Consider the following 17,516-nt stretch of genomic DNA (forward strand, 5'->3'; position numbering starts at 1 on the left):
TGCACTTTTATTTGCAATTCGTCAAATAAATATAATTATAGCCATAATCTATCAATGTTATTAAAAGCATTGTTGTAAAAAATATATACATTCCGGTAAATACTACCAATAGAACAATATATCCAAAAAATGAACCATTAACAAAACTAAAGATATTATTTTCCGGTACAAAATCATCAAAATTAGCACCTTTCCTTACTTTAAATCCTGTTAGAATATAGCTTACTACGGTGTATATCAATAGTACAATATAAAAAAATACAACAGGTAACAATGAAACTCTTATTTTTAAAGTAAGCAGATATTTATTTATACTCTTACTTTTTCCAATTAAATATTTAAAACTCTTATTTTTTATTTTATTATATTTATATAAAGCAACTACTATCATCAAAGGTAATAATAAAATCGTATAATCAATTATCGCTCTATACATTACAGCCGGATCATAACTTGAGGAGAAAAATCTATTTCTCAGCGCCACCCCATCAGCCGTTAAATCCAGTGCATTTGTATCAAATTGATAAAATTCAACTAATTCTTTTAAATCTCTTAGTACAAAATACAATATCAAGAAAAAAATAGAATAAAAAATTATTTCTTTTATTTTAATATATTTGCTCATGTTATTCTCCTATATTTCTCACTTGAGTATTTGGTAAATGAGTTGCTCCTGCCATTCCAAACAAAACTGCTATTACTAAAATTTTCTTTATTATTTTACTCATATTTAATTTCTCCTTAATGTTGTTTATCTCCCACCTGCACCACAAATACACCATATATATATCAAACACTTTTATTTGCAATTCATCATATCTATTAAATATATTTAAAATTTTTAAAAAATAGTTGGAACAGAAAAACTTCCGCTCCAACTATTTTTTATTTGCTGAATGCCCACGCTTGTAATAAATTATTTTCCACATCATTTTTAGTAAATCCGTTATAACTATTCAGCTTAACATCATCATCATTTGGATCGTTAATATAAAATTTTTCATCTTCATAACCACGAATAACTTTATATGTTGCCTTATCTCCAAACAATCCACTCTTCATTCGTACTAAAACAGGTTTATTATCTTTTAATGCCTGCTCAATATCTTCTATTTTACCAATATCGACTTTTTCCGCTTTTAGATTATACTTGTCTGCAAACGCCGAAACAATACTTCCATATGTTCCTTGATTTTTAATATAATACTTATTGCCTGCCCAATTCACAATATCATCAACACTTGGCGAATTATCTCCAATTAAATAATTAGCTATCATTACCAAAGAAACAATCGCATCTCCATTTTCTTCTATTGTTTTCTTACCGTCTAAACCATATGAAATATTTCTATAATTATCCTGTTTAGTATAATACATTGGTATATTTAACCCTTTTTGTGGAAGATTTAGGAGCTGTTCTTTTCTCTTGGTGTTGTAATTATCAATATTAATAAGATAATATAAATAAGATTCAACACCTTCTTTTAATGCTGTAATATACTGTTCATTAAATATTTTATCATTTAGTATATCTACATCAACCTTATCAGCTAAATTACCTGACATAATTTTTACTTGTGGTAAATTTTCGCTTAATTGATCAAAGTTATTTTGTTTTTCCGCTGAAGATATTTTAGAAATATATCTTGTTTTTAAGTTTTTTTCTAATGCACGGGCTATCCTTGATGATTCTGTTGTTAAATAATGTATTTTAAGTCCTTCACTGTTTTTATTTGTTGCATTATTTACATCAAATTCAAGTAATACATCCGCTTTATTATCTACTGAAATTTTCTTAATTTCATCTTTTGTCGGAATAACGTCGTTATTTTCTCTTGTTAATATTACCTTTACACCGTCATTAGATAATTTTTTTTGTAAATTTTTTGCTATTTCTAAATTATAATTTTTTGGATAAATATTTTTATAGTCAGGCTGTTCTTCTTTTTTTATTATCGGATTTATTACTACGGTATATGTAGCAAGTTTTTCTTTATTTTTATCTTCCGGGCTTTTTATATCACTTCCTAATATTGCCCACCCCGGTATCCAGCCTACATACTTATCGTTAGTTTCCACTTCATACCAAACATCCATTTTGCTTAGCATTTTTACATTATCACCGGCAAAAATCTTTTTAAGCGATGGATAGGAGTCATCCGGTCCTGTTCTAACTTCTATTTCTTTAGATATAGCCAGATTGTTTTCTTCATTCATGTTTTGCGGATTTGTTTTTTTTGAAAAATAATACATTCCTCCAACTAAACAAAATAAGGTAATTAACCCTAACATTAATAATAAAATTGAATTATTTGTTTTTCTTATTTTCATACATTAATTTCCTGCCGATAATTTTTCATAAATAATAGTAACCGGACCGTCATTTACTATATTTACTTCCATCATAGTTTGAAATATCCCGGTTTCTACATCAATACCTTCTTCCCTTAAATATCCATTAAAGACTTCATACAATTCTTTTGCTTTTTCTGCCGTTGCTGCATTCGTAAAACTAGGTCTTTTACCTTTTTTAGTATCAGCATAAAGGGTAAATTGAGATACCGACAAGATGCTTCCTCCAACATCTTTTAATCCCAAATTTAATTTTTCATTTTCATCTTCAAATAATCGTGCTTCCGCTATTTTTTTCGCAAGATACTTTGCATCTTCTTTCGTTGAACTTTTATGAACTCCAACTAAAAGACAATACCCTTTACCTATGGTACCGACAATTTTCTCATCAACACTGACACTTGCTTTTTTTACTTTTTGTAATACTATTTTCATATTTCACCTATTTTACTATTCTTTCCACATTATAAACGTCTGCTAATTGTCTTAGTTTTTTTATAATAAAATCACATTCATCAACATTTTTTACGTAGATTCCCAAATTAATCACACATGTTTTATTAAGTTTAGATTCCGAATTAAGTTTTTTTATTTCTACTCTGCTCTCATTTAAAGTTAACAATACTTGCTGTAATAATAAATCTCTGTCAAAAGCATGAATTTGTAATGTAACGCTATAACGTCTATGATTAAGACTTTGTACCCATTCCACATCTAAAAATCTATCCTTATCTTCTTCACTAAGATTCGGACAATTACTTCTGTGAACTGTAACACCACGTCCTTTTGTTATGAAACCGACTATTTCATCCCCCGGAATTGGCTGACAACATTTAGATAGTCTTACTAAAATATTATCAACACCTTTTACATAAACACCTGTTTCCGTAATAATATTTTTATTATCATCTTCAGCATTTACCAATTTCTCCAGTTTAGCTTGTGCCATTCTTTCTTTTCGAAGTTTTTCAGTTAAACGAGTTACAACTTTATTGGCAGTAAGACCACCATATCCAATCGCAGCATAAAGTTCTTCTATACTGGAAAACTTATAACGTGATAAGGCAATTTCTATATTTTCTTGTGTTAACACTTCATCAATATCAAAATTATTCGCCTTAATTTCATCTTTAAGAAGTATTTCACCTTTTATTAGATTTTCTTCTCTAGCTGCCTTTTTAAAGAACGATTTTATTTTTGATTTTGTCTGAGAAGATGTTGCTATATCAAGCCATGAACGTTTCGGACCGGTAGAATTTTTACTCGTTCTAATATCACAAATTTCTCCTGTAGATAATTTATAATCAAACGGTTCTATCTTATCATTTACCGTTGCTCCGATCATTTTATTTCCGACTTCTGAATGAATAGCATAAGCAAAGTCAACAATACACGAACCTTTAGGTAATTCTATAATATCGCTATTCGGTGTAAAAACATATATTTTATCACTTAATAAATCTACTTTTAGAGATTCCATAAAACTTTCGGCTGTAGTTTCAGTTTCATCGTTAGCAGCCATTTGTTGAAACCAGTTTAATTTTTCATAAAAATTATTTTTTTTATTGACTTTTTTACCTTCTTTATACGCCCAGTGAGCAGCAATACCTTTTTCAGCTATTTCGTGCATTTCGTAGGTTCTAATTTGCACTTCAAGTGTTTGTCCGTCAGGTGCTATTACTGTCGTATGTAACGACTGATACATATTTGGTTTAGGCATTGCTATATAATCTTTAATCCGCCCCGGGATAGGAACCCACAAGTTATTTACAAGCCCCAAAGTTGCATAACAATCAGCGATGCTATCTACCAATACACGTACAGCTAATAAATCATAAATTTGATCAAACGTTTTATTTTGTTTTATCATTTTTTTATAAATACTGTAAATATGTTTCGGTCTTCCATTTACTTGAGCTTTAATATTATTCTCCCTTAGTAATTCGGTAATACTAAAACATGCCTCTCTTATGCTCTCTTCTCTTGCACTACGTTTTTGTTTCATCATACCGACAATAGAAAAATATTGCGCCGGATACATGTATCTTAATGATGTATCCTCAAGTTCCCATTTTATAGAACTTATCCCTAATCTATGAGCAAGCGGTGCATAAATTTCTAATGTCTCACTAGCTATTTCACGTTGTTTTTCTTCTCTCATATATTTAAGAGTTCTCATATTATGAAGTCTATCAGCTAATTTTACAAATATTACTCTTAAATCTTTAGCAATTGCTACAAAAAGTTTACGATGATTCTCCGCTTGAGATTGTTTTTTAGAACGAAATTTTACCTTATCTAATTTTGTAACACCGTCCACTATTACGGAAATATCTTCACCAAACTCATTTTGAATATCTTCTAATGTAAATTTAGTATCTTCTACTACATCATGTAAAAAACCTGCACATATAGTGGCATAATCTAATTTAAGTTCCGTCAAAATCCCTGCAACTTGAATAGGATGCAAGATATAAGGTTCTCCTGATTTTCTAAATTGATTCTCATGTGCAATTTTCGCAAATTCATATGATTTTTTTATAATATTTATCTGCTCTTGCGATAAATATTTTCTTGCCATATCTTCAACATTTTTGTAGTCATAAGGGTATTCAAGATTCACAGAAATTCCTCCTTCTTTAAAATTTTCTTTATCCCTATTATCATACCACAAAAACTAACAAATTTGTTGTATTTTATTAAATTTTAAGTTAAAACACCTTTGAATTAAATGATTTAACCCCAAAAAATTAGATTATTTTTGTTTAACTTTTTGGGGTTGATATAAAATCAAAGATGTCTATTATTTATTATTTAGTTTCCACATCTTGAGATAAGTCAACCTCGTTTAGTGGAATAATTTTAGTTTTATATTTTACTTTATGATATATATAGAAGAATAAAAATATCGGAATTCCCATATATGTGGTTAGCATACCACTCCAATTTACTATACCTTTTGTTATTAATTCTGTATCCTGTCCAACAATTACAATAATACAAAGTACTAGAGCAATAATCGGACCAATCGGAAACCATTTTGCACGATATTTCAGATCTTCTAAATTTTTACCTTGGGCTGTATATGCTTTTCTGAAACGATAATGACTAATTGCTATTCCTAACCAAGCAATAAATCCAGTAAGCCCACTGGCTGCCACAATGTAAGTATACGCATTTTGATTAGTAAGTTGAACTAGAAAAATTACAAACACTACTGTAGCGGTAGTAAGCAAAGAAATAACCGGTGTCCCGTATTTAGTTACTCTACTAAATATCGGATAAGCTAATTTCTCTTTACTCATGGCATAAAGCATTCTTGTTGAAGCATACAATCCTGAATTACCTGCTGATAAAATAGAGGTTAGTATAACCGCATTCATTACACTGGCAGCCAAAGCAAAACCGGCGTTTTTAAACACTATAGTAAATGGCGATTTTGCTATTTCTTCTGTACTGCCGGCACCTAATAAGTCCGGTGAAGTGTATGGGATAAGTAATCCTATTACCAAAATAGCCAGCACGTAAAAAATTAATATTCTCCAAAAAACTTGTTTTACAGCTTTTGGAATACTTTTTTCCGGATTTTCACTTTCTCCTGCTGTAATACCGATTAATTCTGTACCTTGGAAAGAATATCCGGCAATTAAAAATACACCGAGTGTTGCTAATATCTGTCCTGATAATGAATTATTTTCTCCAATAAACGGAGCATCTCCTACAGTCAAATTTTTAAATCCGATATAAGGTCCGCCCAAGATTCCAAAAATTGTTAAGCAACCTACTACTAAAAATATTATAACTACTACTACTTTAATTAATGCAAACCAATATTCACTTTCACCATAGACTTTAACACTCAGAGAATTTAACAAGATAATTAATGCTAGAAAAATTAAACTCCAAGCCCAACTTGGTAAAATACGCATCGGTTCCCAATAACTGACTGCCAATGCCGATAATTCTACGTCCGCCGCTACTGTAATAACCCAATTAAACCAGTAGTTCCACCCAAGGGCAAATCCCAATGACGGATCCACATATCGTGAAGCATATGTACTAAACGACCCTGAAGTCGGTAAATACGTAGCCATCTCACCCAAAGATGTCATTAAAAAATATACCATAAGACCGATACAAAGGTATGCGACAATCGCACCTCCCGGCCCGGCACTGTGAATTGCTTGACCACTTGTCATAAATAATCCACTACCGATACAACCACCAATAGCGATCATACTTATGTGACGTGATCTAAGATTTCTTTTTACTTCTGTTGCATTGCTATTATTATTTGTCATTATAAAACCTCCTTAGATAAAAATAAAAAAGCACAACATCTACCATATTTGTACGGAGTCATACTTCAACAATTATCTCTCCAAAACAAGATACTAGTAGCTCAACATAGCACAACATGGCTATGACAGTCCTATACCTATTAAGTATAGTCCCAACAATATTAATATAGGATTAATACCATTTCGGCGACGTTTCCTTTCTGATAATGTCATAAAGCCCTATACTTTCAATTATCATACTATTAAAAATCGCGACCTCTACCTCACTCATTTCGTGAGGCATATATTTAATTTTATGGTTCTAATTATAGTATAGTTTTTTGGGGTTGTCAATAGAGAAAATTTATTTTTAATAATAATGTTCACTAAGCTAGAACTCATATTGCTATACATAACCACCCATATCCGCCATCTTTATACAGAATATTAACAACATACTTTATATGCAATAAATTATATATTTTCCTTTTTTGTATTGTTAAACCAAATAAAAATCTTTAGTATTTTATCAATTATAACACCAAAGATTTTTATTAATTTAATTTTTTATTGCCCTAACACAAAAACATCACTAGCTTGTTCTTCTTTTTTATTTCCCCTACTTAAAAATGAAACTTTATTAGCAATTATAGATAATTGATAATGATTTACTCCATTCTTATCTTTATAAACATTGTTGCTAAGGCTGCCTACTATATTCAACAAACTACCTTTATCACAATACTTAACCGTATTTTCTGCATTTTTCCCAAAGGTGGTAAATTCTAGAAATTCTGTTTCATATTCACCATCTTTGTTTTTATAATCAGACTGTACTGCTAATGTTGCTTTTAAATAATTTTTCCCGCTTTCACTTTCTCTTAATTCCGGTTTTTTCACTAATCTTCCAATCAATATTACTTGATTCAACATATTATTACTCTCCCTTTATTTATTATTAAAATTCTTATTAGATTTTTTATCACTATTTATGAATTAATGTAACAAATACTTCGCCCGCTTCTAAAAATTCTGCATTAATATAATTATCTCCATCAAAATGCAAAACTTTTCCCGGTTCTACTATGTGAATTTCAGTTTCATTAAGATGCACTTCAACTTTTCCCTTAACAACTGTAAATATTACTAATGCTTCCGGATGATTATGTTTAGGTATTTTATCACCCTTATTCCCAACTTTTTTTACTAATTTAAATCTATCATGTGTTTTTAATAATCCTGCTTCATTAAAAACTGTTCCTATTTGCATTTTAAATACTCCTTTATTTTAGTTATTTTTAGTTTTTTTATTGATAAAACAAACGTAGTTCATGTCGTTTTTTAACTTACCAAATGTCGTTTTCATTTTAATAAATTGTTCTCTGTTCTCAGGTTTTAGCCCATTTTTTACAATTCGTAATGCGTTAACTATGCCCTCATCTTTAATCATTCCTTCCGGAGTCATTAAAGTAAGTTCACCTTGAAGAGAATTTACAATTTTAAAACCGTGTTCTTCAAATAGTTCCTTCCATTCATCTTTTGGAAGTGGAAAAACATTGATATTTATTGAATCTGATAATATTTTTCTCGTTTCTTCATAATTATTTATCAATATTATATCGTGTGTTAATAATAATCCTCCCGGTTTTAATACTCTAAAATATTGTTTAAGTGCTCTTTCTTTACTTTTATTACTGCACATTGTTAGCATCGCTTCATTAATTACATAGTCAAAACTATTATCAGGAAATTCTAAATGAAAAGCATCTGCACGTAAAAATTTAATATTTTTAAACCCTTTTTTAACCGCCAGTTCTGTTGCTTCTTGTATTGATGCTTTATCAACATCTATCCCTATAAATGCAGTTGCCGGGTATTTACCGGCTAATTCCAAGAGATTTACTCCCCTATTGCAAGCTACCTCAAGAACACTATCTCCCGGTTTGAAATTAGTATGTGCTAATAAAAAATTTGTTCCTGTTACTCCTCCGGGCCTTAGTCTTCTTTTACCGAGTTTTTTTAAAAACTGATGACCTTGCTCTTTTTTCATAATACTTACCTCCTAATTAAATTATTATCATCACCCTTTATTTTATAACATATCAATTTATAAAGCCAGTTTTTTATAGCGTTTTACAAAAAATTAGATGTAATAAATAATATATATAGTAGTATCACCTATGTAAATATTGTTAAACTCCCTTTAATATTTTTATCTCGTAATAATTAACTCTAACAGCCCGTTTAAAAACATTTATAAAATATCTTAATGTTATTACTTATTTGAATTATAATTATTCCCGATTAGTAAGTTTATTACTACAAAATAAAAAAATTAATACCTAATATGTACTAATTTTTTTACTTATTATCTTTTAAAAAAGCAGTGAAATTAATGCTAAAATGGGTAATCCGCCTTGTTTTAAAATAATTTTTTTGTCACTTGTTAAACTACCGTAGATTGCCACTAAAATAATATATATTAATAGCATAGCCACAACTTCTTTAGAATTATTTGAAATAAATGCTCCATACAATAAAGCAATACCCAGCAAACCATTATAAATTCCTTGATTTTTAAATAATACATTTAAAGCTGGTTTTCTTAATTCTTCTTGACTTATATTAAATACCCTGCTTGTACTTTGAGAATCTGTCGCAAATGTTTCTAAATACATAATATAAAAAAACAATAGTGCTACCAATACCGTTAAAATCGTTGATATAATATTCATTTTTAATACCTCTTTACTTCATATTTTTTTAAATTTATTTAATAATGATACTAAATTCTTTAAATCATCATGTGTAAACTCTGAATTTAATATATTTTTTAAATCATATTCTTTCTCACAGTTATCAATTTTCACTTTAGCATACTCTGTTATCTCCACATTCATTTCTCTATTATTTTGTTCATTTCTACACCGTTTAATGTACCCTCCTTGTTCTAAAATTTTTAAATGTCTTGTTATAGCTGCACCATCTATTTGCAATACATCACATAATTTTCGTTGGATACACGCTGAATTTTTCCTTAAATACATAAGGATTTGATAACGTGTTAGGCTAACACCAATTTCATTTTCAAATAAATACGTCAGTTGTTGATCGATTATCTTTAAGTTATATAGTAAGTCACTAAATTCTTCTACTTTCATAATTACTCCTTTTGATTATTGATAAGTCAATAGTTCTTCTAATAAGTATAATCCATAATTATTGACTTGTCAATAATTTTAATGTAAGAAATTTTCTTACATTCAATGTAAGGCTTTTTCTAATTCTCAAAAACTTTGATTTATAGACTTTACAATCGTTTTCTAGTTTTCTATAATTGTAATTACAAATTAAAAATATTTTAACCAAGGAGGAAACAAAAATATGTTTTCATTTCTTAAAGCATCTGCCCCTAAACCCAGAATTGAAAATTCTAGGACGGACGCTGAATATAAAAAACTTCGATGGCAAGTATTTTCCGGTGTATTTATAGGCTATGCAGCATACTATTTAATAAGAAAGAATTTTTCTCTTGCTATTCCATATTTAATTGATCAATATGGTTATACTAAAGCTGATTTAGGTAAAGTTTCTCTTGCTTTATCTCTTGCATACGGATTTAGTAAATTTATTATGGGGAACGTATCGGATAGAAGTAATCCCAAGTATTTTATTACTATCGGATTAGTTGCTTCTGCACTTGTTAGTTTAATATTCGGGCTGGTGCCGGCTGTACTTTCATCGCTTACATTTATGATTGTTTTATCTGCACTTAACGGTTGGTTCCAAGGTATGGGGTATCCTCCGGGAGCTAAAACAATGACAAACTGGTTCTCAACTTCAGAACGTGGAGCTTGGTGGAGTTGGTGGAATATTTCTCATAATCTTGGTGGAGGACTAATCGGACCTCTTGCACTATTAGGATTATCTATATTCGGTGCTTGGCAATCATTATTTTACTTACCTGCAATAATTGCAATCATTCTGGCAATTATTATGTTCTATTTAATGAAAGATACTCCGGAATCAGAAGGTTTACCTCCTGTTGATGAATGGAAAGGTGAAAAAATTATAGAAAAAATCGAATCTGCTCACACATTATCAGCTAAAGATATTTTCTTTAAATACATTATTAATAATAAATTTTTATGGGCTATAGCTATCGCTAATGTGTTCGTATACTTTGTACGCTATGGTATCATTGACTGGGCACCTACATATTTAAAAGAAGTTAAACACTTCTCAGTTGATAAACAAAGTTGGGCTTATTTCTTATATGAATATGCCGGTATTTTCGGAATGTTAGCCAGCGGTTATTTGAGCGATAAAGTGTTTAAAGGACACCGTGCTCCACCTATGTTATTATTCTTAGTTGGTGTACTTATTGCTGTGTTTATTTACTGGAAAAATCCTCCGGGTAATCCGCTTATTGACAATGCTTGTCTTGTAGCTATTGGATTTTTAATCTACGGACCTGTTATGATGATCGGCTTACAAGCTGCCGATCTTGTCCCACGTGTCGCTACAGGAACGGCAACAGGGCTTACCGGACTATTTGGGTATCTACTGGGTTCTGCCAGTGCAGGCTATGTAATGGGTAAACTTGTTGACCTGTTCGGATGGAACGGTGGTTTTTATGCGTTAATTCTTTCTTGTATTTTGGCATTTATCTTCATCGGTTTAACACTATTCAAAAAAACTTCTAAACAGTTAGAAACTAAAACAAAATAATATTACAAAAGCTATAGGTTCGGTATTTGTCCGATTATCTATAGCTTTTGTATCTTTTTATACTGTTAAATAAACTTTGTAATTTTCTTTTTATTAGTAAAAGTAACCATTTTATCTATAAATAATTTATAATATTATATTATGTTTTAAATATTCCACTAATTCACTTCGTTTCTTTGTATTGGTTTTTTCCATAAGACGCTTTTTATAAGTATCTATCGTTTTTACACTTAAAAATAATTTCTCTCCTATTTCTGTTAAAGTATATCCCATTAAAATATATTTTGCCACTTCTTTTTCCCTTTCACTAAGTTCAGATATTGCTTTTTCTTGATATAATTCATAAAAAATACCGCCATATTTCTTATTTATATATATTTCACCATTATTCATAACCCTATCTATTGCTGTTAATATTTCCTCATGTGCATTACTTTTTGTTATATAGCCTCTAGCACCTAATCTTAAAGCTTTTTTTACATAGTTCTTATCTTCATACATACTTAAAATCAAAACTTTTGAATTAATATTCAATTCAGTTACTTTTTTTAATATGTCATATCCTGTTCCGTCCGGTAATGATATATCACAAATTATTAAGTCATAATTCATATTTTTTATCTTTTCTATTGATTCTTCTACTGTTGAACAATCTTCTACTACTTCCTTACTATAATGATCTTCCAATAACACTTTAATTCCTATTTTTATCAATTTATGATCATCTATAAGTAATATTTTCATCAGTTTTTCCCTCCACCATATTTCTTCTAAATTTACATTTTAAAATGGTTGTATATTCTAAATTATTAGCTAATTCAAATTGACCGTCAAAATCCAATACTCTTTCTCGAATTCCATAAATTCCTAATCTACCTTCTTTTCTTGCCTTTTCTACTCTATCTAAAGTTAATCCTACTCCATTATCCGAAATCGCTAGCGATATATAGTCCGAATTAATATAAAATTTTATATCAACTTTTGTAGCCTGTGAATGTTTTCTTATATTTGTTAAGGTTTCTTGAATAATTCTATAAATAGTTATATCAAAATTGCTATTTTTTAAATCAATATAATTCGTATCAAATGCAACATCTAAATTGTAGAGTTCTTTGTAATCTTCTATATATTTTAAAATTGTTTCTTTTAGACCATGTTCTTCCAAGCTTGCAGGTCTTAAATTCACCGCAATATTTCTTATATTTGTTAAACTTTGTTCTATCTCATTTTTTATCAAATTTAACCTTTCTTTCTTTGTTTCATCTTTTTCTTTTTCAATTAAATTACTCAATAGAAACAATAAACTGGCTAAAGATTGACTTACTTCATCATGAAGCTCTCGTGAAAGCATTGCTCTTTCTTTTTCTTGAACTTTAAAAACTTTATTTAATAAATGATTATTTATTTTTTTATTACTTCTATTACTCTCTACCATTTCATTTATGGAGTCTACTAACTCATAAAAGTCTTTACTATAGCTGTATTTATTAACTTTATTTTTATAATCACCTTTATTTATTATTTCATTTGTTACTTTTGTTAAATCTTCGACCGGTCTTTCTATCATTTTTGATATACGATACGCTATTATTAACAAAAATACAAAGACTATAATGTTTAATGCTATTATTTTTATAAACTCAAGATAAGTTAAATTGTATATTTCTTTTGTGTAAAACCCTATTCTTATATACCCTATATTCACTTCATCTATACCGGAAGTAAAGTCCATAATTTCTCCATTATTACTTCGATATATTTTAAATTTATCATTCTCCACTTTCACTTCTGATAGCTTCTTAGGTAGTTCTTTTAAGGTTTTTCCTAAAACATTTTTTTCATTGTCATAAATAATAATATAGGAAACCTCCTTATTAGAACTGAGATTTTGAATTTTTTGATGAATTTCATATGTATTATTCGTTCGTATATCTTCAGACAGCATACTTGATAATTGATAATATACTTGGTTTATCCTGTTTTTCATAGCGTCTTCTAAAATAATTTTATTATTTTTATATGTATAGGACAAAATTATACTGGTATATATAGTATAGATAACAATAAAAAAAATTATAATTTTATTTTTTATTTTTAATTTACCTAACATCTTTAACCTCTTCTAATAGAGTCGGATAGTCTTCTATTTTTGTATCTTCAAAATTTTTAATTTGCAATCTTTCTAATACGGCTTTTATGGTGCTATCTTTATCTATATTAAATAAAATATTCTTTAATTTTTCTTTATCCTTATAATTTTTGTGCGTTACTACCGGTCCAGTTGCAACTTCCGGAAATATTTTTATTACTTTTATATTATCTTTTATGTTAGAATCTTCATTTGCTAAATTTTGCAATGCCCAGTCATCTATACTTGCTGCGTAAACCGCTCCGCTAAGCACCTGTTTTATAGAATCTTCATGACTGTATGTAAAATAATATTTATTATTAAAAAATTTATTAATGGTTGTATTTTGTTGTTTAAAGTAATTATTCACTGCCAAATAACCTGAATAACTATAATTATCTACAAAAGCAAAATTTTTATCTTTTAATTCTTCAAAATCTTCTATTTCGGAATCTTTTCTGGTAATAATTATCGGATGATAATATGCTTTTCCTCTGTTCGGTCTGGCTATTAATTCTAAATCTTTTTTATCTTCATATAAAGAATAAGCACCCGTCGATAAAAAGGCTATATCTATTTGATTATTTTTTAATAAAGTATTTATTTCTTTATAACTTTTTTTCTGAACCAATTTAACTTTTTTGTTTAACTTTTTACCGATATAACTTACCAATTCTTTTTCAGATACGTAACCTTTATTTCCTCCGGTTACAGATATAATTCCTATTGTTACTATATCCTCAGGTATTGAATAATTTTCATTAATATTCACCGTATCTTTAAAATCTATATATTCTGTATTGGTTTTATTATTTAAAGAGGTTATTAAGAATAACAGCAGCAATGCTACAACACTATATACAAAATATAAAATCTTTTTACTCATATTGTCCCTCCTAAAATAATTTTCTTACTTATTATACAATAAAAAGTATATTTTAGAAATCTCTAATAATATACTTTTTATTTCAATCTATAAATATTTACCTGCTTCTTTTATACTAAGATTAGACATCTGTTTATAATATTTTTCTATAAAACTTTTTACCCACTTAGGATTTGTTTTTGAGTAATCCCTTAATGCCCATCCTATTGCTTTATTTACAAAAAATTCCGTATGGTTTAAATTATTAATTAGTATTTTCTCTAATAAATCTACGTTGGTGTTTTCTTTTCTTAATAATTGATGATCAATTGCGACTCGTCTAAGCCAAATATTATCATCCATACTCCACTCTAAAATTACATTTTCCAATTCTGAATACCGACTAATCAGGCTACCAATAACCCTATCAAGAATATCAACGCTATCCCACCATGATTTTGTAACAACAAGGGATTTTAATTTAGGTAAATCTTCTTTTACCAAAAACTTCTGCATTGTTTTTAAATAATATCCTGCTATATATTGGCACTCTCGTTTATCATGTTCCCAACAATATTTTATAAAATTCCAATCAATATTTTTAGTTTTTTTCGCTTCTTTAAAATACGGTGCCCATAATTCTTTTCTTTTCGGAGCCTGGATACCAAAAAACAAAAACTTATTTTTCATATACTTTTCCATAAATTTTGCTTGGGTTGGATTAGCATTTTGTTCAAATTCTTTTATCAAATTTTCTAAATTCATAATTTTATCTTCTATTGTCTAAACTAGCTTTAATAAAACCGGCAAATAATGGATGTGCTTTTTCAGGGCGTGATTTGAATTCCGGATGAAATTGCCCTGCGATAAACCATGGATGTTCCGGTAACTCAATAACCTCTACTAAACGACCGTCAGGACTTACGCCTGATAAAACTAATCCTTTTTCCATTAAACGTTCACGATAAAAGTTATTAAATTCATAACGATGACGATGACGTTCAGTAATCTCCAGAGTATTATATTCTTTATGTGCTTTAGTTCCCTCTGTTAAAATGCACGGATAACTTCCTAAACGTAAAGTCCCCCCCATTTCTACCACATTTTCTTGATCCGGTAGTAAGTTAATAATTGGATACGGAGTATTCGGATCAAGTTCTGATGAATGTGCTCCGGTAAGTCCACAAACATTACGTGCAAATTCTACCGCTGCAAGCTGCATTCCTAGACAAATACCGAAATAAGGTACTTTATTTTCACGTGCATATTTAATCGTTGTGATTTTCCCTTCAACACCTCTATCTCCAAAGCCCCCCGGTACCAAAATCCCGTCTGCATCTTTTAAATAATCATATACATTTTCTTCTGTAATATCTTCTGATTGAATCCAATCAATTTCCACTTTTGCATTATATTTATATCCTGCGTGTTTTAATGATTCTACAACTGAAATATATGCGTCATGTAACTCAACATATTTCCCGACTAAAGCAATTTTAACAGTATCTTTTAAATTATCAACACGTTTTACTAATGATAACCATTCTGTCATATCCGCTTCCGGTGCTGTCAAATTGAAATGTTTTAAAACAATATCATCAATTTTTTGATTTTTTAAATTAACCGGTAGTTCATATAAATTACTAACATCTCTACTTTCTATAACATGTTGTTTTGGAATATCACAGAATAATGAGATTTTAGCACGCAACTCATCTGTTAATGCAAGTTCATTACGAACAACAATAATGTCTGGTTGGATTCCTAACCCACGCAGTTCTTTAACTGATTGTTGAGTTGGTTTTGTTTTCATTTCTCCTGCGGCTTTAATATACGGTAACAAAGTACAATGAATATAACAAACATTTTCACGCCCTAAGTCACTTCGAATTTGACGAATAGCTTCTACAAACGGTAATGATTCTATATCCCCTGTTGTACCGCCGATTTCTGTAATAACAACATCAGCATCACTTGATTCACCTGCCAATAAAACACGTGATTTTATTTCGTTAGTTACATGAGGAATTACCTGCACTGTTCCCCCTAAATAATCTCCACGACGTTCTTTTTCAATAATTGATGAATAAACACGACCCGCAGTCACGTTTGAATATTGTCCTAAATTTACATCAATAAAACGTTCATAATGTCCTAAATCTAAATCCGTTTCCGCTCCGTCTTCCGTTACAAATACTTCTCCGTGTTGATATGGACTCATTGTTCCCGGATCAACATTTAAATATGGATCAAATTTTTGCAAAGTTACTTTTAATCCTCTATTTTTTAATACTCTACCTACTGAGGCAGCTACTATACCTTTTCCTAATGATGATACTACTCCACCTGTTACGAAAATATATTTTGTCATTGTATTCTCCTTTAAAAATAATAAAGCCCCCTACTATTTTTAAGTAGGGGGACTGTTCCTTAATTCACTCTTTCAGAGTGCCCGTCTATTATTCTAACACAATGTAGTAGTTTAAGCAATTAAAAACCTTTAATATTTTTCTAATTAAAAGAATTTAAACGACTTAAGCGGATAGTATCTTAAACTTACTTTTCCTATCATAGCTTCTTTTTTTACAAAACCAAAAACACGACTATCTGTACTATGCTGTCTATTATCTCCCATTACGAAATATGTTCCTTCCGGAACGGTTTTTGATTTTGTACTGCTTAAATATTCTATATTAAAATCCGGTGTTAATGGTGAATTGCCTTGTGTTTTCGCTTCTTTTATCTTCTGCTCAAGATATGGTTCATCCACTTTTTGACCATTTACATATAGTACATCATTTTTATATTCAATCGTATCTCCCGGAACACCAATAATACGCTTAATGTAATCGTCTGTTTCATTAGCATGGAAAACCACTTCATCTCCACGTTTGTAATTTTTACTTAATTTATTAACGAACACCTTATCATTATCTGCAAATGTATAGTCCATTGAATGACCTTTTACGGTAAACGGAGCAATTACGTACGTACTCAATACTAAATAAATAAATATAGATACGACAACGACAACTATCCATTCCAAAATTTCTCTCAAAAATCTCACTGTCACAATCCCTCTTTTTTATATTATTATGATTTCTAATTTTATCACACTTCTCGGCAAAAATCAAAAATGTCTTGTCGTACTATTATAGTT

The 17,516-nt window shown here is 29.4% G+C and carries 17 protein-coding genes and 1 riboswitch; of the genes, 1 reads left to right on the forward strand and 16 read right to left on the reverse strand.

The window, feature by feature from the left end; genetic code table 11:
* Nucleotides 1–7 precede the first annotated feature (7 nt).
* The 10 genes from HMPREF1983_RS02445 to HMPREF1983_RS02490 form a co-directional block, all read right to left on the reverse strand.
* Nucleotides 8–625 carry a hypothetical protein gene (locus HMPREF1983_RS02445; protein ID WP_021752703.1) on the reverse strand — a complete coding sequence of 206 codons (618 nt, stop codon included), beginning with the start codon at nucleotides 623–625 and terminating at the stop codon, nucleotides 8–10.
* A 260-nt stretch (nucleotides 626–885) separates the two neighbouring features.
* Complete coding sequence (locus tag HMPREF1983_RS02450) at nucleotides 886–2,331, reverse strand: N-acetylmuramoyl-L-alanine amidase (RefSeq protein WP_021752705.1); 1,446 nt, start codon at nucleotides 2,329–2,331, stop codon at nucleotides 886–888.
* A 3-nt stretch (nucleotides 2,332–2,334) separates the two neighbouring features.
* The gene (gene dtd, locus HMPREF1983_RS02455) at nucleotides 2,335–2,787 is read right to left on the reverse strand and encodes a D-aminoacyl-tRNA deacylase (protein ID WP_021752706.1); all 453 of its coding nucleotides are present in this window, start codon (nucleotides 2,785–2,787) and stop codon (nucleotides 2,335–2,337) included.
* Nucleotides 2,788–2,794: 7 nt separating this feature from the next.
* Complete coding sequence (locus HMPREF1983_RS02460) at nucleotides 2,795–4,975, reverse strand: RelA/SpoT family protein (RefSeq protein ID WP_040460857.1); 2,181 nt, start codon at nucleotides 4,973–4,975, stop codon at nucleotides 2,795–2,797.
* 187 nt (nucleotides 4,976–5,162) lie between these two features.
* Entirely contained in the window at nucleotides 5,163–6,653 is a 1,491-nt protein-coding gene (locus HMPREF1983_RS02465) for an amino acid permease (protein WP_021752708.1), read from the reverse strand.
* 89 nt (nucleotides 6,654–6,742) lie between these two features.
* Nucleotides 6,743–6,922: riboswitch (Lysine riboswitch) on the reverse strand.
* A 277-nt stretch (nucleotides 6,923–7,199) separates the two neighbouring features.
* Complete coding sequence (locus tag HMPREF1983_RS02470) at nucleotides 7,200–7,565, reverse strand: single-stranded DNA-binding protein (RefSeq protein ID WP_021752709.1); 366 nt, start codon at nucleotides 7,563–7,565, stop codon at nucleotides 7,200–7,202.
* Between the two features lie 52 nt (nucleotides 7,566–7,617).
* Nucleotides 7,618–7,902 carry a cupin domain-containing protein gene (locus HMPREF1983_RS02475; RefSeq protein WP_021752710.1) on the reverse strand — a complete coding sequence of 95 codons (285 nt, stop codon included), beginning with the start codon at nucleotides 7,900–7,902 and terminating at the stop codon, nucleotides 7,618–7,620.
* 18 nt (nucleotides 7,903–7,920) lie between these two features.
* On the reverse strand, nucleotides 7,921–8,682 hold the full coding sequence (locus tag HMPREF1983_RS02480) for a class I SAM-dependent methyltransferase (protein ID WP_021752711.1): 762 nt from the start codon (nucleotides 8,680–8,682) through the stop codon (nucleotides 7,921–7,923).
* A 325-nt stretch (nucleotides 8,683–9,007) separates the two neighbouring features.
* Nucleotides 9,008–9,367: a DUF1304 domain-containing protein gene (locus HMPREF1983_RS02485; protein ID WP_021752712.1), complete on the reverse strand. Its 360-nt coding sequence runs from the start codon at nucleotides 9,365–9,367 to the stop codon at nucleotides 9,008–9,010.
* Nucleotides 9,368–9,385: 18 nt separating this feature from the next.
* Entirely contained in the window at nucleotides 9,386–9,793 is a 408-nt protein-coding gene (locus tag HMPREF1983_RS02490) for a MarR family winged helix-turn-helix transcriptional regulator (RefSeq protein WP_021752713.1), read from the reverse strand.
* Nucleotides 9,794–10,016: 223 nt separating this feature from the next.
* Between HMPREF1983_RS02490 and pgtP the strand changes: the two genes are divergently transcribed.
* Nucleotides 10,017–11,363 carry a phosphoglycerate transporter protein PgtP gene (gene pgtP / locus HMPREF1983_RS02495; RefSeq protein ID WP_021752714.1) on the forward strand — a complete coding sequence of 449 codons (1,347 nt, stop codon included), beginning with the start codon at nucleotides 10,017–10,019 and terminating at the stop codon, nucleotides 11,361–11,363.
* Between the two features lie 126 nt (nucleotides 11,364–11,489).
* Here pgtP and HMPREF1983_RS02500 read toward each other — a convergent pair whose 3' ends face one another.
* From HMPREF1983_RS02500 to lepB, 6 genes are all read right to left on the reverse strand, one after another.
* Nucleotides 11,490–12,107 carry a response regulator transcription factor gene (locus tag HMPREF1983_RS02500; RefSeq protein WP_021752715.1) on the reverse strand — a complete coding sequence of 206 codons (618 nt, stop codon included), beginning with the start codon at nucleotides 12,105–12,107 and terminating at the stop codon, nucleotides 11,490–11,492.
* Nucleotides 12,085–13,350, reverse strand: a complete 1,266-nt coding sequence (locus tag HMPREF1983_RS02505) for a sensor histidine kinase (protein WP_245576420.1) — start codon at nucleotides 13,348–13,350, stop codon at nucleotides 12,085–12,087. Before HMPREF1983_RS02505 ends, HMPREF1983_RS02500 begins: the two co-directional genes overlap by 23 nt.
* Nucleotides 13,351–13,462: 112 nt before the next feature.
* Nucleotides 13,463–14,377 carry a phosphate/phosphite/phosphonate ABC transporter substrate-binding protein gene (gene phnD / locus HMPREF1983_RS02510; protein ID WP_021752717.1) on the reverse strand — a complete coding sequence of 305 codons (915 nt, stop codon included), beginning with the start codon at nucleotides 14,375–14,377 and terminating at the stop codon, nucleotides 13,463–13,465.
* A gap of 87 nt (nucleotides 14,378–14,464) precedes the next feature.
* Nucleotides 14,465–15,121, reverse strand: a complete 657-nt coding sequence (locus HMPREF1983_RS02515) for a DNA alkylation repair protein (protein ID WP_021752718.1) — start codon at nucleotides 15,119–15,121, stop codon at nucleotides 14,465–14,467.
* Nucleotides 15,122–15,125: 4 nt separating this feature from the next.
* A complete protein-coding gene (locus HMPREF1983_RS02520) occupies nucleotides 15,126–16,727 on the reverse strand; it encodes a CTP synthase (protein ID WP_021752719.1) in 1,602 nt (533 codons plus the stop codon).
* Nucleotides 16,728–16,871: 144 nt separating this feature from the next.
* Entirely contained in the window at nucleotides 16,872–17,423 is a 552-nt protein-coding gene (gene lepB, locus HMPREF1983_RS02525; RefSeq protein ID WP_040460864.1) for a signal peptidase I, read from the reverse strand.
* Between the last annotated feature and the right edge of the window lie 93 nt (nucleotides 17,424–17,516).

Source organism: Gemella bergeri ATCC 700627 (assembly GCF_000469465.1).
Taxonomy (GTDB): Bacteria; Bacillota; Bacilli; order Staphylococcales; family Gemellaceae; genus Gemella; species Gemella bergeri.

Bases quoted from the DNA above. Each gene is read 5' to 3' on its own strand.
- HMPREF1983_RS02465 (WP_021752708.1), bottom strand. From the start codon at position 6,653: ATGACAAATAATAATAGCAATGCAACAGAAGTAAAAAGAAATCTTAGA.
- HMPREF1983_RS02470 (WP_021752709.1), bottom strand. From the start codon at position 7,565: ATGTTGAATCAAGTAATATTGATTGGAAGATTAGTGAAAAAACCGGAA.
- HMPREF1983_RS02475 (WP_021752710.1), bottom strand. From the start codon at position 7,902: ATGCAAATAGGAACAGTTTTTAATGAAGCAGGATTATTAAAAACACAT.
- HMPREF1983_RS02480 (WP_021752711.1), bottom strand. From the start codon at position 8,682: ATGAAAAAAGAGCAAGGTCATCAGTTTTTAAAAAAACTCGGTAAAAGA.
- HMPREF1983_RS02450 (WP_021752705.1), bottom strand. From the start codon at position 2,331: ATGAAAATAAGAAAAACAAATAATTCAATTTTATTATTAATGTTAGGG.
- HMPREF1983_RS02520 (WP_021752719.1), bottom strand. From the start codon at position 16,727: ATGACAAAATATATTTTCGTAACAGGTGGAGTAGTATCATCATTAGGA.
- HMPREF1983_RS02505 (WP_245576420.1), bottom strand. From the start codon at position 13,350: ATGAAAAACAGGATAAACCAAGTATATTATCAATTATCAAGTATGCTG.
- HMPREF1983_RS02490 (WP_021752713.1), bottom strand. From the start codon at position 9,793: ATGAAAGTAGAAGAATTTAGTGACTTACTATATAACTTAAAGATAATC.
- dtd (WP_021752706.1), bottom strand. From the start codon at position 2,787: ATGAAAATAGTATTACAAAAAGTAAAAAAAGCAAGTGTCAGTGTTGAT.
- pgtP (WP_021752714.1), top strand. From the start codon at position 10,017: ATGTTTTCATTTCTTAAAGCATCTGCCCCTAAACCCAGAATTGAAAAT.
- HMPREF1983_RS02485 (WP_021752712.1), bottom strand. From the start codon at position 9,367: ATGAATATTATATCAACGATTTTAACGGTATTGGTAGCACTATTGTTT.
- HMPREF1983_RS02515 (WP_021752718.1), bottom strand. From the start codon at position 15,121: ATGAATTTAGAAAATTTGATAAAAGAATTTGAACAAAATGCTAATCCA.
- HMPREF1983_RS02445 (WP_021752703.1), bottom strand. From the start codon at position 625: ATGAGCAAATATATTAAAATAAAAGAAATAATTTTTTATTCTATTTTT.
- HMPREF1983_RS02500 (WP_021752715.1), bottom strand. From the start codon at position 12,107: ATGAAAATATTACTTATAGATGATCATAAATTGATAAAAATAGGAATT.
- phnD (WP_021752717.1), bottom strand. From the start codon at position 14,377: ATGAGTAAAAAGATTTTATATTTTGTATATAGTGTTGTAGCATTGCTG.